This is a genomic window from Agrococcus sp. BE272 (genome assembly GCF_031457935.1).
Taxonomy (GTDB): domain Bacteria; phylum Actinomycetota; class Actinomycetes; order Actinomycetales; family Microbacteriaceae; genus Agrococcus; species Agrococcus sediminis.
Genome location: NZ_JAVDXL010000001.1, coordinates 826,197 through 839,119, shown reverse-complemented (window position 1 = coordinate 839,119; position 12,923 = coordinate 826,197). Strand labels below are relative to the sequence as shown.

The 12,923-nt window shown below is 73.6% G+C and carries 13 protein-coding genes; 8 read left to right on the top strand and 5 right to left on the bottom strand.

The window, feature by feature from the left end:
* Nucleotides 1-10 precede the first annotated feature (10 nt).
* The 6 genes from J2X49_RS04065 to J2X49_RS04040 all read left to right on the top strand — a co-directional run bounded on the left by J2X49_RS04065 (nucleotide 11) and on the right by J2X49_RS04040 (nucleotide 5,139).
* Nucleotides 11-925: an NAD(P)-dependent oxidoreductase gene (locus tag J2X49_RS04065; protein WP_310122864.1), complete on the top strand. Its 915-nt coding sequence runs from the start codon at nucleotides 11-13 to the stop codon at nucleotides 923-925.
* On the top strand, nucleotides 922-1,248 hold the full coding sequence (locus tag J2X49_RS04060) for a putative quinol monooxygenase (protein ID WP_128190220.1): 327 nt from the start codon (nucleotides 922-924) through the stop codon (nucleotides 1,246-1,248). Before J2X49_RS04065 ends, J2X49_RS04060 begins: the two co-directional genes overlap by 4 nt.
* Nucleotides 1,245-2,174 carry a sugar phosphate isomerase/epimerase gene (locus tag J2X49_RS04055; RefSeq protein WP_310122861.1) on the top strand — a complete coding sequence of 310 codons (930 nt, stop codon included), beginning with the start codon at nucleotides 1,245-1,247 and terminating at the stop codon, nucleotides 2,172-2,174. The genes J2X49_RS04060 and J2X49_RS04055 overlap by 4 nt, the downstream gene beginning before the upstream one ends.
* Entirely contained in the window at nucleotides 2,171-2,947 is a 777-nt protein-coding gene (locus tag J2X49_RS04050) for an SDR family NAD(P)-dependent oxidoreductase (RefSeq protein ID WP_310122858.1), read from the top strand. The genes J2X49_RS04055 and J2X49_RS04050 overlap by 4 nt, the downstream gene beginning before the upstream one ends.
* Before the next feature lie 89 nt (nucleotides 2,948-3,036).
* Complete coding sequence (locus tag J2X49_RS04045) at nucleotides 3,037-3,726, top strand: GntR family transcriptional regulator (protein WP_310122856.1); 690 nt, start codon at nucleotides 3,037-3,039, stop codon at nucleotides 3,724-3,726.
* 120 nt (nucleotides 3,727-3,846) lie between these two features.
* Complete coding sequence (locus tag J2X49_RS04040) at nucleotides 3,847-5,139, top strand: cation:proton antiporter (protein WP_310122853.1); 1,293 nt, start codon at nucleotides 3,847-3,849, stop codon at nucleotides 5,137-5,139.
* 160 nt (nucleotides 5,140-5,299) lie between these two features.
* Here J2X49_RS04040 and J2X49_RS04035 read toward each other — a convergent pair whose 3' ends face one another.
* The 4 genes from J2X49_RS04035 to J2X49_RS04020 all read right to left on the bottom strand — a co-directional run bounded on the left by J2X49_RS04035 (nucleotide 5,300) and on the right by J2X49_RS04020 (nucleotide 8,877).
* Nucleotides 5,300-6,298 carry a transketolase C-terminal domain-containing protein gene (locus J2X49_RS04035; protein ID WP_310122851.1) on the bottom strand — a complete coding sequence of 333 codons (999 nt, stop codon included), beginning with the start codon at nucleotides 6,296-6,298 and terminating at the stop codon, nucleotides 5,300-5,302.
* Complete coding sequence (locus J2X49_RS04030) at nucleotides 6,295-7,227, bottom strand: transketolase (protein WP_310122848.1); 933 nt, start codon at nucleotides 7,225-7,227, stop codon at nucleotides 6,295-6,297. The genes J2X49_RS04035 and J2X49_RS04030 overlap by 4 nt, the downstream gene beginning before the upstream one ends.
* Before the next feature lie 73 nt (nucleotides 7,228-7,300).
* On the bottom strand, nucleotides 7,301-8,167 hold the full coding sequence (locus tag J2X49_RS04025; protein ID WP_310122845.1) for an NAD(P)-dependent oxidoreductase: 867 nt from the start codon (nucleotides 8,165-8,167) through the stop codon (nucleotides 7,301-7,303).
* Nucleotides 8,164-8,877 (bottom strand): FadR/GntR family transcriptional regulator, encoded by a 714-nt coding sequence (locus J2X49_RS04020; RefSeq protein WP_246993027.1) that lies wholly within the window; start codon nucleotides 8,875-8,877, stop codon nucleotides 8,164-8,166. The genes J2X49_RS04025 and J2X49_RS04020 overlap by 4 nt, the downstream gene beginning before the upstream one ends.
* A 671-nt stretch (nucleotides 8,878-9,548) precedes the next feature.
* Between J2X49_RS04020 and J2X49_RS04015 the strand changes: the two genes are divergently transcribed.
* A complete protein-coding gene (locus J2X49_RS04015; RefSeq protein ID WP_310122841.1) occupies nucleotides 9,549-9,740 on the top strand; it encodes a hypothetical protein in 192 nt (63 codons plus the stop codon).
* A gap of 122 nt (nucleotides 9,741-9,862) precedes the next feature.
* Nucleotides 9,863-11,020 (top strand): hypothetical protein, encoded by a 1,158-nt coding sequence (locus J2X49_RS04010; protein ID WP_310122839.1) that lies wholly within the window; start codon nucleotides 9,863-9,865, stop codon nucleotides 11,018-11,020.
* A gap of 292 nt (nucleotides 11,021-11,312) precedes the next feature.
* Here J2X49_RS04010 and J2X49_RS04005 read toward each other — a convergent pair whose 3' ends face one another.
* Nucleotides 11,313-12,830: a lipase maturation factor family protein gene (locus J2X49_RS04005; RefSeq protein WP_310122836.1), complete on the bottom strand. Its 1,518-nt coding sequence runs from the start codon at nucleotides 12,828-12,830 to the stop codon at nucleotides 11,313-11,315.
* Nucleotides 12,831-12,923 lie beyond the last annotated feature (93 nt).

The following is a 12,923-nucleotide window of genomic DNA, read 5'->3' as shown; positions in this document are numbered from 1 at the left end:
GCAGGCTGTCATGACCCGTTCGCTGAGCCTCCTCGGGCTCGGCGCCATGGGCCTGCCGATGGCGCGCAGGCTCGCCGCGCGCTCCGGTGAGGGCGGCGGTGCGCTGACGGTCTGGAACCGCAGCGCACCGCGCGCCCAGGCGCTCGGGCTCGAGACCGGCGCGACCGTCGCCGCGACGCCCGCCGACGCCGCCCGCGAGGTGGTGCTGACGGCGCTGCCCGACCTGCCCCAGGTGCGCGCCGTGCTCGAGGGCCCCGACGGCCTGCTGGCCGGCTGGCGCGCCGCGGGCGTCCGGCGCCCCATGCTCGTCGTCTGCGGCACCGTGTCGCCCGTGGCGCTGCGCGCGCTGGCCGACGAGCTGGCGACGGCGGATGTGCAGGGCGGCGTCGAGGTCGTCGACGCACCGATGTCGGGCGGCGTGCTCGGGGCCGCCGAGGGACGCATCAGCTTCTTCGTCGGCGGCACCGAGGCTCAGGTCGCCGAGCTCGCCGAGCTGCTCGCGCCGTGCGCCTCGCGGGTGACGCGGATGGGCGGCACGGGCACGGGCGCGATGGCGAAGCTGTGCAACCAGCTGGTCGTCGCCGAGACGATCACCGCATTGTCGGAGGCGTTCGCGCTCGCCCGCGCCGCGGGCATCGACGCGGCAACCCTCGCCGACGCGCTCGGCTCGGGCCTCGCCGCGAGCGAGGTGCTGCGGCAGAAGCGGCACCACTGGGTCGACGAGTCGTTCGAGGCCGGCGGCTCCATCGACTACCAGGTGAAGGACCTCCGCTTCGCGCGCGAGGCCGCCGACGAGGCGGGGCTCACGCTCGACGCGGCCCGCACCGCCCTCGCGCTCTTTGAAGCCGCATCCGACGCCGGCGACGGCGCCCTCGACCACTCCGGTGTCTACCGCACCATCATCCGAACCAAGGAGCAGCCATGACCGACGCACCGCTGGTCGTCACCGCCATCTTCCGCCCCGTCCCAGGCGCGCGCGAGCAGGTGCTCGCCGCCATGGAGCGCGTCATCCCGCGCGTGCACGAGGAGGCCGGCTGCAACCTCTACGCGATCCAGGAGGCCGAGGACGGCACGATCGCGATGATCGAGCACTGGGACTCCGCCGCGCTGCTCGACGCGCACGGCGCGGGCGAGCCCGTCGCCGACTTCAACGCCGAGCTCGAGGGCCTACTCGCGAGCCCGGTCGAGGTCGTGCGCTGGACGCCCATCCCGATGGGCGACGCACGCAAGGGCGTCGTGCTGCCATGACCCCGCCCGCAGACCTGCCGCAGCGCCTCGGCTGCTCGACCATCTCGTTCCAGCACCTGCCCCTCGAGGGCGCGCTGGCCGAGATCGAGCGCCTGGGCTTCGCCGAGATCGACCTCGGCGCGCTGCCCGGCGTCTGCGACCACGTGCCCTTCGAGCTCGACGACGCCGCGATCGCCCAGGTCGCGGCGAGCATCGCCGCGAGCGGCCTGCGGGTGCGCAGCGTCAACGGCGACGTGGGCGCCTTCAACGATCCGGGGGCGGATGCGTCGGCGCAGGCCGCGCACGTCGACCGGCTGCTCGCGCTCACCGCGGCCGTCGGCGCCGACGCCCTCGTGCTGCCGTGCGGCGCGCTCGGCCACGAGCCGCTCGACTCGCTCGACGCCGACCTGGAGCGGGTCGCGGCCGCGCTCGCCCGGGCGGCCGACGCGGCCGCGGCCCACGGCGTCGAGGTGTGGGTCGAGTCGCTGCACTTCCTCAGGCTCTGCTTCGACCGCGAGCGGGCGGAGGCGCTGCACGCGCTGCTCGCAGGCAGCGGCGTGCGGCCCATCCTCGACGTCGCCCACGTGGTCGCCGCTGGCGACGACCTGCCGGCGACGATCCGCGCGTGGGGCGCCGACATCGCCCACGTGCACCTGCGCGACGCGGTGCCGGGCGAGTTCTCGCGGCCCATCGGCGCTGGCTCGATCGACTTCCCCGCGGCCTTCGCGGCGCTCGCCGACATCGGCTATGCCGGCGGCTTCGCGCTCGAGCTGCCCTCGCGCGCCTACGTCGACGACGCGACGGGCGCCATGGACGACGCCGCTCGCGCCGCCCGCGTCGACGCGATCCGCGACGCGGCCGCGCGCATGGCGCCGCTCGTCGCCGGCCTCGACCTCACGCATCCGTCGCTGACCACCGAGTCTCTGACCACTGAAGGAGCATCATGACCGAGCGCACCCAGCGCACCGCCGTCATCACCGGCGCCACCTCCGAGCGCGGCATCGGCATGACCGTCGCCGACCGCTACGCGCGCGACGGCTGGGCCGTCGTCATCCTCGACCTCGATGGCGAGCGCGCCGCGCAGGTCGCCGCCGAGATCGGCGAGCGCCACGGCGTGCCCGCCTTCGGCGCGGCCGTGAACGTCGCCGACGAGGCCGCGGTCGCCACCGCGCAGGCGGCCGTGCAGGCCGAGGTCGACGCGGGCCGCCTGCCCGTGGTCGGCGCGCTCGCGAACATCGCCGGCATCACCTCGCCCGTACCGTTCCTCGAGACCGACCTGGCCCTGTGGAACAAGGTCATGGCCGTCAACGCGACCGGCACCTACCTCGTCACGAAGGCGTTCCTGCCCGCGATGCTCGAGGCCGGCTGGGGCCGCATCGTCAACATGTCGTCGGTGTCGGCGCAGCGCGGCGGCGGCGTCTTCGGCAAGGTGCCCTACTCGGCCGCGAAGGCCGCGATCCTGGGCTTCACGAAGGCGCTCGCCCGCGAGATCGCGTCGTCGGGCGTGACGATCAACTCGGTCACACCGGGTGCTGTCGACACGAACATCCGCGTTGGCGCCACGCCCGAGTCGGAGGCGAAGCTCGCCGCCGACATCCCCATCGGCCGCGTCGCGACCACCGAGGAGATCGCGGCCGTGTTCGCGTTCCTCTCGAGCGACGACGCGGCCTACCTGCAGGGGTCGAACATCGACATCAACGGCGCGAGCCACCTGCACTGACCGCCCTGCCGGCCGCACCCGCAGCCGGCTCCGCCCACCCCGGCTCGCGCCGGGAGAACCCAAGGAAGTGCTCGGGTACCGTGATCGACATGACGATGGAAGCGCAGTTCCGATCCCTCGGATCGATCGAGCGCGTCACGCGGCGGGAGCTCATCCTCGACCGGCTGCGCTCGGCCGTCACGAGCGGCGAGCTCGCCCCCGGCACCCACCTCGCCGAGACCGAGCTGAGCGCGTCGCTCGGGGTCTCGCGCGGCACGCTCCGCGAGGCGCTGCGGCACCTCGAGGAGGAGGGGCTGCTGTCGAAGGATGCGCGCGGCCGGCTCTCGGTGCGCGTCGTCACGCCGGCCGAGGTGCGCGAGATCTTCGACGTGCGCTTCGCGCTCGAGTCGGCGGCCGCCGAGGTCGTCTGCGAGCGCGAGGACCTCGCCGACGTCGTGCCGCAGCTGCGGGCCGCCCTCGAGCGGCTCGAGGAGAGCGAGGACGTCGGCATCGCCGAGCAGGTCGCCGCCGACCTCGCCTTCCACGAGGCGCTCTGCACCGCGAGCGGCAACCGCACGCTCGTCGAGTCGTGGCGCCGCGTGAGCGGGCTCGCGCGCGCCGTGATCACCGCCGCGGGCCGCGAGACCGCGATCGCGAACATGTCGGCCGCCCGGCACGCGCCGATCGTCGAGGCGATCGCGAGCGGCGACGCCGCGCACGCCCGCGAGGTGCTGCGCGAGCACAACACCTCGGCCCGCGACAACATCGTCGCGCGCATGGAGGCGGCGCTGGCGCGCTGAGGCCCCCTCCGCCGGTCGAGCCGCGCGGCGGAGCCGCGCGAGTCGAGACCGGCCCGCATCCTCCCGGCTCCGTCGGCGACCGCTGTGGAATGCTCTCCCCATCGAGGCAGGAGGCCGACCATGGCGCTGGATGAAGTCGGCACGATCTATGCCGCGATCGGCGTCGCGACGCTCGCCGCCGCGCTGCTGCCGCGCGTGCTCGGCCGGGTGCCCGTCTCGATGCCGATGGTGTTCGTCGCGGCCGGCATCATCGCGTTCGCGCTGCTGCCCGATCTGCCCGAGCCCGATCCGATGGAGCAGTCCGGCTTCGCGCTGCACCTGACCGAGCTGTGCGTGATCGTGTCGCTCATGGGCGCCGGGCTCGCCGTCAACCGCGCGATCGGCTGGCGGCGCTGGTCGACGACCTGGCGGCTGCTCGCGATCACGATGCCGCTGTCGATCGTCGCCGTCGCGCTGCTCGGCTGGGCGGGCCTCGGGCTGGGGATCGCGAGCGCCATGCTGCTCGGCGCAGCGCTCGCGCCGACCGACCCCGTGCTCGCGACCGAGGTGCAGGTGAGCGAGCCGATCACCGACGACGAGGACGCCGACGACGACGAGGCGCGCTTCGCGATCACCTCCGAGGCGGGGCTCAACGACGGCCTCGCGTTCCCGTTCACCTACGCGGCGATCGCGGTGAGCCTCGTCGGGATCGCGCCGTCGGCGTGGCTCGGGGAGTGGCTGCTGATCGACGTCGGCTGGCGGCTCGTCGTCGGCGTCGCCGTCGGCCTCGGCGCCGGCTGGCTGCTGCGGCGACTGTTCTTCTCGTCGTGGGCCGATGGGCTCGGGCTCACCGAGAAGGCCGAGGGGTTCATCGCGCTCGCCGCGACGTTCCTCGCCTACGGGGTCGCCGAGATGGCCGAGGGCTACGGGTTCATCGCCGTGTTCGTGTGCGCCACGACGATCCGCGCCGCCGAGAGCACGCACGGCTTCCACGCGGTGCTGCACAAGTTCGTCGAGCAGATCGAGCGGCTGCTGACGGTCGCGGTGCTCGTGCTGCTCGGCGGCGCGATCGCGCGCGGGCTGTTCGAGTCGCTGCAGCCGGCCGACATCCTGCTCGTCGTCATCCTGCTGTTCGTCGTGCGGCCGCTCACCGGCTGGCTCGGGCTCACGCCCGGGAAGACGGGCCCGCGCGAGCGGGGCGTCATCGCGTTCTTCGGCGTGCGCGGCGTCGGCTCGCTGTTCTACATCGCGTACGCGCTGCAGGAGGGCGACTTCCCCGATGGGGAGCGGCTGTGGGCGATCGCCGGGGCGGTGATCGTCGGCTCGATCCTCGTGCACGGCGTCGCCGCGACGCCCGTGATGCGCTACCTCGACCGCGTGCGGGAGCGGCGGGCGGAGCGGCGCCCGGGGCCGACCGAGGCGACGCCGGTCTGAGGCTGTGGGCCGGGAGTGGTCTCGACTCGCGCGGCTGCGCCGCGCGGCTCGACCAGCGGGCGAGGCGGCGCCGCGCGGCTCGACCAGCGGGGGAGGCCGCGCCGCGCGGCTCGACCAGCGGGGGAGGTGCCGCGCGGCTCGACCAGCGGAGGGGGAGGGGCTAGCCGAGCTCGGCGAGCACCCGCTCGACGATGCGATCCTTCGAGAGGCCATAGCGGTCGTGCAGCGTCGGCAGCGCTCCCGCGTCGAGGAACTCGTCCGGCAGCGCGATCGGCACGATGCGCGTGCCGAGCCCGCGGCGCACGGCCGCATCGGCGACGGCCGAGAAGAGCCCGCCGATCACCGTGTGGTTCTCGAGCGTCACCGCGAGGCGCGGGGTGTCGAGCTCCCGCAGCACCGTCTCGCTGTCGAACGGCTTGATCGTGGGGGAGTGCACGACCGCCACGTCGACCTTGTGGCGCGCCAGCGCATCCGCCGCCTGGAGCGCGCGCATCGTCATGAGGCCCGACGAGACGAGCACGACGTCGGTGCCGCCCCGCAGCACCTTCGCCTTGCCGAGCTCGAAGGCGTAGTCGTACTCGTCGAGCACGAGCGGCACCTTGCCGCGCAGCAGGCGCAGGTAGGTGGGGCCCTCGTGCGCGGCGAGCTGGGGCACCGCCTGCGCGAGGTCGAGCGCGTCGCACGGGTCGACGATCGTGAGGTTCGGCAGGCCGCGGAAGATCGCCATGTCCTCGGTGGCCTGGTGGCTCGGGCCGTAACCGGTCGTGAGCCCGGGGAGGCCGCCGACGACGTTGACGTTGAGGCCGGGCTCGGCGATGTCGAGCGCGATGAAGTCGTACGCGCGGCGGGCGGCGAACACCGAATAGGTCGACGCGAACGGCACGAGGCCCGTCTCTGCCATGCCCGCTGCGGCGCCGAAGAGCAGCTGCTCGCTCATGCCCATCTGGAAGAAGCGCTCGGGGTGCGCCTTCGCGAAGATGTGCATGTCGGTGTACTTGCCGAGGTCGGCGGTGAGGCCGACGATGCGCGGGTCGGCCTCGGCGGCCGCGGCGAGCGCATGCCCGAAGGGCGCGGTCTCGGTGCGCTGGTCGGGCTCGGCGATGGATGCGATCATCGCGCTCGTGCTCGGACCCTTGCGGGTCGCGGTGGTGCTGGTCATCGCGCTGCCTCCTCGTTGCCTGCCGTGAGCTGCTCGCGGCAGACCTGCCACTCGTGCTCCTCGATGCGCATGAAGTGCGCCTTCTCCCGCTGCTCGAGCAGCGGCACGCCCCGGCCGACGCGGGTGTCGCAGATGATCACCTGCGGCTGCCCGTCGGCAGCGGCGAGCGCACGGCACTCGTCGAACGCGTCGATGAGCGCCCCCGCGTCGTTGCCGTCGACGCGCACGGCGTGCCAGCCGAACGCGCGCCACTTCTCCTCGACCGGCTCGATGCGCAGCACGTCGGCGGTGGGGCCGTCGGCCTGCAGCGCGTTCATGTCGACGAGCGCGGTGAGGTTGCCGAGCCGGTGGTGGGCGGCGCCCATCGCCGCCTCCCACGTCGAGCCCTCGTCGAGCTCGCCGTCGGAGAGGAAGTCGATCACGCGCTGCTCGGTCTGCCCCTGCAGCCGCAGGCCGAGCGCCATGCCGACCGCGACGGTCAGGCCGTGGCCGAGCGAGCCGCCCGATATCTCCATGCCGGGCGTGTACGAGGCCATGCCCGACATCGGCAGCCGCGAGTCGTCGGCCGCGTAGGTGACGAGCTCGTCGACGGGCACGATGCCCGCCTCGGCGAGCGCCGCGTAGAGCCCGATCGCGTAGTGGCCGGTCGAGAGCAGGAACCGGTCGCGGCCCGCCCAGTGCTCGTCGGCCGGGTCGAAGCGCAGCTGGTCGGCGTAGACGGCGGCGAGCATGTCGGCGGCGCCGAGCGCCTGGCCGACGTAGCCCTGCCCCTGCACCTCGCCCATGTCGATCGCGTGGTGGCGGGCGCGGTAGGCGGCCTCCTGCACGGCGCGGATGCGCTCGGCGCGGTCGCGGCCGACGTGGCCGGCGGTGTGCGCGCCGGTGGTGCGTGCGCCTGTGCTGCCCTGCGCGGTGTCGGTGGCGGACATGCTTCCTCCTCGAAGCCTTCGGGCTCGGTCGATCCGCCGCCGGGGTGGCCCGGGCGGCGGTGGGGTGTGGGGTCTAGTGCTGGTAGGTCGCGATGACGCTGCTGTCGTCGCGGCGCTCGAGGCCGGCGGATGCGGCGAGCAGGTAGCGCTCGCGGGCGGCGGAGAGCACCGGCACCTCGGCGCCGACCGTCGCGGCGGCGTCGGCGACGAGGCCGGAGTCCTTCACGAAGATGCCGATCGTGCTCGTGACCGGTGCGTCGGCGCCCTGCAGCATGCGCGGGCCGCGGTCGGCGAGCATCCAGCTGCCGGCGGCGCCGCCGCCGATGAGGTCGAGCACGTCGGCCTTGTCGAGGCCGAGCGCCTCGCCGAGCGCGAGCGCCTCGGCAGCGGCGACGATGTGCACGGAGCACAGGTGCTGGTTGACGACCTTGACCGACTGGCCCTGCCCGAGCTCGGCGCCGACGACGCGCACCGTGCCGAGCGGCGCCAGGAGTTCGGCGACCTCGGCGAGGTCTGCCTCGGCGCCGGAGGCGAAGATGATGAGCTCGCCCGTCGTGGCGCGGGCGACGCCGCCGGTGACCGGGGCGTCGACGACGCGGGCGCCCGCCGACGTGAGCGCCGCGCCTGCGCGACGCACCGCATCCGGCCCCACCGTCGACATGAGCACCCACGTGCGGTCGGCGACGACGGATGCGCCCGTCGCCTCGGCGACGAGGGCGTCGAGCTGGTCGGGGGTCGCCACCATCACGACGACGGGACCCTCGGCAGGGGCGTCGGCGATGCTCGCGACCGCGTCGATGCCGGCCGCGACGGCGCGCTCGCGAGCCGCCTCGAAGGGGTCGACGCCCGTGACGCGGAAGCCGGCGTCGGCGAGGCGCTGCGACATCGGGGTGCCGATGGCACCGAGGCCGACGAAGACGGCGGGGGAGCGGGTGGTCACGCGGGGGCCTCCTCGGCGGTGTCGAGCGTGATGAGCGAGTGGATCTCGAAGTGGCGGCGGATCGCGTCGCGGGCCGCATCGGGGTCGTTCGCCGCGATCGCGTCGACGACCGGGTAGTGGATGGTGTCGGTCGCGGTGCGTCCGTCGGCGTCGGGCGTCTCGGCGGCGATCGCGCGGGCGCGGCGCTCGTGCATCGCCTGCTGCAGCGCGTAGGCGAGCCCGGTGTGCACCATCGTGAAGACGGGGTTGTCGACGATGCGGAACAGGCCCGCGTGGAAGGCGAGGTCGGCCTCGGTCGCGGCGTCGTGGTCGCCGGCGGCGGTGCACGCGACCATCTCGTCGACGAGGGCGCGCAGGCGCTCGGCGTCGGCGGCGGTCGCGCGCCGGGCGGCCTGCACGGCGACGACCGTCTCGAGCATCTCGCGCGCCTCGGCGATCTCGGTCGAGTCGAGGAAGCCGAGCGCCCGCATCGTGGTGAAGTACGTGCGGATGACGTCGGGGCCGGGCGCCTGCAGGTAGGTGCCGTGGCCCTGCCGGCGGGAGAGCACGCCGATGTACTCGAGCTGCGAGAGGCGCTCGCGGAGCGCGCCGCGGCTCACGTCGAGGCGGGCGCAGAGCTCGCGCTCGGGGATGAGGCGGCGGGAGCCGTCGGGCTCCGGATGCGAGAGGTCGATGAGCTGGATCGCGAACGCCTCGAGCGTGTCGTGCAATGTCGCCTCCTCGCCGTCGAGCGGTCGCACCGATTGGTACGACCAATGTCGAGCACGCTACGCCACGCCCGCGCTCGCTGTCAACATTGGTCTGACCAATCTCCCTCCCCGCCCGCTGGTCGAGCTGGTCGCCCCCTCCGCTGGTCGAGCCGGTCGTCGCGCGGAGCGCGGCGACCGAGTCGAGACCACCTCGACCGGCTCGAATTGTCCCCCACGCGACAATTCCCAGAAGAAGTCCCGATCCAGCCTTGCAATTCCCGCCCGCATCGGTATATCTTCATCACGCGAACTTCCATGCCCCGAGTCGAAAGGAGGAGCTCGCCATGTTCATCACGATCACTGCCGCTGCAGCCCTCCTTCCCGGTGGGGTCCGCTAGCGGCGAAGCGCACGGGCCGCTGGTCCGCGGAGCTCGTCGGCATCGTGCCGATGAGCGCCCGACTGGCCAGGCCACTGCAGGCATCTGAGCCCTGCGCTTCCTCCCGCCCCGTCGCCCGCTGATCGCGGCTGCCGAGCCGGCCACCTCTGTGGCCGCACCATCGGCGCCCGCGCACCCTCGCGCATCCGCTGCACCTTCGCGGTGCAATTCGACGCGCGCAATTCTCCGCAATTCACTTGCGATATCCCACGCCCATTCCGAGGGCGATATCGCCATGCCAGGAAGCAGAACACCATGTCGAACTCGATGCTCGCGATGCCGGCTCCGCGCCGGCTCGCACTGAGCGCATCGCGGCAGCTCGAGCGGTGGGCCATGCAGGCCCAGCACCGCGACCAGCAGCGGCGCGAGGCGATGGCCTACGAGCAGGCGCTCGAGGCCCGCGCCCAGCACCGGCTGGACGCACTCGCTCGCAACCTGCTGCGATGACCGCAGTCGAACGGGGCCGTCCCACGCCGGGGCGGCCCCGTTCTCGTGCGCTCGCAGGGGTGCGCGGCGGCCGAGCGGAACTCGACTTCCCGGGCCGACCGCCCGGGGTTACCGTTGGCCTCGTGGCACGTTCCGAGCATCCGCCGACCGAACCGTCGGAGATCATCGACGCCTCGGTCACCGCGAAGACCGAGCGGGCGCTGCACCGCTGGCTGCCGCCCGCCCGCATCGCGAACGCCGTGCGCGCCGCGCTCGCCGCCATGGCCGCGTGGCTGCTCGGCACGCAGCTGCCGGCCGACTTCGCCGAGTACGCCTACGCCGCGCCGCTCGGCGCCTTCATCGCGACCGGCACCACCGTGTTCACGATCGCCCGCACGGCGCTGCAGCAGGCCGTCGGGCTCGCGATCGGCGCGGCCGTGGGGCTCGCGATGCTGGCGGTCGACATCCACGGGCTGCTGAAGATCGGCATCATCGCCGTCATCGGCGTGCTGCTGCAGGGCGCGGGCGCGCTCGGCATCGGCGCCGGCGTCGTGCCGGTCGTCGCCGTGCTCGTCATCATCTTCGGCGGCGTCGACGCCGACGGGTACGCCGTCGCCTACGTGGGGCAGTTCTCGGTCGGCCTCGTCGTGGGCGTGATCGTGAACATGCTCGTGATGCCGCCCCTCTACGACCGCGAGGCGCGCGAGCGCATCCGCGGCGAGGTGCGACGGACCGCCGATCGCGTCGAGCAGCTCGCCGAGATGCTGCGCGGGGAGTGGCCGCCGAAGGACGAGTCGTGGGTCGACTGGGGGCTCGAGCTGCAGGGGAGCGTGGAGGAGCTGTCGCAGGAGGTGGTCGCCGCGCGCGAGAGCCGCGTGCTGAACGTGCGCTCGATGTGGCGGCACCACGACCTCGCCCGCGACGAGCGCAGCGTCGGGACGGTGCGCTCGGTGTCGCACCGCATGATCGACGTGCTCGACGCGATCGCGGCCGCCGCGTGGGAGTCGCCGCTCGAGGTCGAGATGGAGGACGACGAGCGGCGGCTGACGGCGCGGGCGATGGATGCGCTGGCCGAGCACCTGCGGGCATGGGCTGGCGCCGGGGGTACCGAGGAGGCGTCCGCGGCCTCGGGCGAGGCGATCGAGCGGCTCTACCAGCGGATCATCGCCCACGACGAGCCGGAGTCGGGCATGGCGACGCTCGTCTTCGCCCTGCGCGCGATGCGCGAGCGCATCGACCGCGCTGCGGAGGCGGAGCGCGAGGAGGAGGCGGAGGCGGCTTCCTCCCCGCCCTCCCGCTGATCGAGTAGCCCGGCGGAGCCGTCCCCTCCCTTCCGCTGATCGAGTAGCCCGGCGGAGCCGGGCGTATCGAGATCACGAGCGCCGCCGCGTGCGCCGGTCCTCGTCTCGATACGCGCCCTTCGGTCGCTACTCGACGACCGGGGTAAGCCTCCGCTGGTCGAGCCGGGCTGCCGCCGAAGGCGGCCGCCCGAGTCGAGACCACTCCGCAGCCCGCGCGGCAGTGGTTTCGACTCGCTCTGCGCGCTCCGCGCGCGGAGCGGCTCAACCAGCGGAAGCGGAGCGCCGCAGCGGCTCAACCAGCGGAGGAGGTCCGGCCCCGCATCGGCGCCACCAGCAGCCCGCGGTCCTCGCGCATCCAGATCTGGCCCGTCTCGCGGTGCTCGGCGCGCGTCGCGAACCGGTACCGGTAGACGCGGGCCCGCACCCACCTCGGGCGACGTCCGTCGAAGGGGTCGTCGGCGAGCAGCCGCAGCGTCGGCCGGTCGGCCTCGAGCAGGCGCACGAGCAGCATCCGGAACCACGGCCCGTGCGACCCGAGCGCGAGGAACCACATCAGCCAGTCGAGCCGCAGGTGGTACGGCGCGAACCAGCCGGGCACGCGCCGCACATCGCCCGGCTTGCCCTTGAAGCCGTACTCGACCCACTCGTCGTCGGCCGGCGCATCCGCCATCGTCCCCTCGATGACGATCTCGTCGCGCCGCTTCGTGACGGTGCCGAACGCGCCGTAGGCGTTCGCGAGCCGCAGCCGGTTGAACGACGCGTTCATGAGCTGGCGGCGCGACGCGAGGTTGCGCACCGACGGGATGCTGAGCCACAGGTACGCGACGAAGACGACGGCGACGAGGATGCTCCACCAGGCCGGCGTCGGCGCGTACGCGGTGTCGACGGGCAGCCCGGGCAGCAGCCACCCGACCGCTCGGTCGTCGACGGCCGCGAAGGCGAGCACGATCGTGATCCAGTTGAGCCAGGCGAAGTTGCCGGTGAGCACGAGCCAGCCCTGGGTGAGGATCATCACGGCGGCGGCGCCGGTGGCGACCGCTGCGAACCCGAGCGATGCCCCGTCCGCGCCCGGGCCGGCCACCGCATCCGCCACGATCGCGCCGAGCACCCCGACGAGCAGCAGCCACGGCGCGACCAGTTGCGCGACGTGGTTGCCGACCACCTCGGTGCGGTGCCACCACGCGGGCGCGAGGTGCGCCCAGCGGCTGAGCGGCCCCGGCATCGGCTGCGTCTCGTGGTGGTACATGAGCGCCGTGAGGTCGCGCCACTCGCGGCCGCCGCGGATCTTGATCATGCCCGCGCCGAACTCGAGCCGGAAGACGAGCCAGACGATGAGCAGCACGGCGAGCGTCGGGGGAGCGGTCGCGTTCGAGCCGAGGAAGGCGACGAGGAACCCCGCCTCGCACAGCAGCAGCTCCCATCCGAAGCCGTAGAAGACCTGGCCGATGGGGAGGATCGAGAGGTAGACGATCCAGAGCGCGAGGAACGCGAGCATCGGCAACCACGGCGGGCCGAGCTGCGGCAGGCCCGCGACGAGCGCGAGGGCGATCCCGATGGAGACGAGGCAGAGGATGCTCAGCAGGCGATCGGAGTAGTGCCACCGGAAGATGCTCGGCTGGCCGTCGAGACCGCCCGCGGCGATGTAACGCGGGGCGGGCAGGAGGCCGCGCTCGCCGAGCAGCGCCGGGAACTGCAGGAGCGTCGAGAGGAACGCGACCGCGAAGATCGCGGCCGTGCCGCGCTGGATCACCTGGCGGGCGAGCTCGGCGTGCGGGGCGTCGAGCCAGGTCGTGAGCGCTGCCCAGTCCATCGCCTCGCCTCCTTCGGCCTCGCTCGCGCCTCGAGCTCCGGCTCGTGACTGGATTATCCACGCGTGCGGTCGCTGGATGGCGACGGATCTCCG

Excerpts from the sequence above, each read along its gene's own strand:
- J2X49_RS04035 (WP_310122851.1), bottom strand. The coding sequence starts at position 6,298 with ATGACCAGCACCACCGCGACCCGCAAGGGTCCGAGCACGAGCGCGATG.
- J2X49_RS04045 (WP_310122856.1), top strand. The coding sequence starts at position 3,037 with ATGACGATGGAAGCGCAGTTCCGATCCCTCGGATCGATCGAGCGCGTC.
- J2X49_RS04005 (WP_310122836.1), bottom strand. The coding sequence starts at position 12,830 with ATGGACTGGGCAGCGCTCACGACCTGGCTCGACGCCCCGCACGCCGAG.
- J2X49_RS04015 (WP_310122841.1), top strand. The coding sequence starts at position 9,549 with ATGTCGAACTCGATGCTCGCGATGCCGGCTCCGCGCCGGCTCGCACTG.
- J2X49_RS04030 (WP_310122848.1), bottom strand. The coding sequence starts at position 7,227 with ATGTCCGCCACCGACACCGCGCAGGGCAGCACAGGCGCACGCACCACC.
- J2X49_RS04055 (WP_310122861.1), top strand. The coding sequence starts at position 1,245 with ATGACCCCGCCCGCAGACCTGCCGCAGCGCCTCGGCTGCTCGACCATC.
- J2X49_RS04060 (WP_128190220.1), top strand. The coding sequence starts at position 922 with ATGACCGACGCACCGCTGGTCGTCACCGCCATCTTCCGCCCCGTCCCA.
- J2X49_RS04040 (WP_310122853.1), top strand. The coding sequence starts at position 3,847 with ATGGCGCTGGATGAAGTCGGCACGATCTATGCCGCGATCGGCGTCGCG.
- J2X49_RS04050 (WP_310122858.1), top strand. The coding sequence starts at position 2,171 with ATGACCGAGCGCACCCAGCGCACCGCCGTCATCACCGGCGCCACCTCC.
- J2X49_RS04065 (WP_310122864.1), top strand. The coding sequence starts at position 11 with ATGACCCGTTCGCTGAGCCTCCTCGGGCTCGGCGCCATGGGCCTGCCG.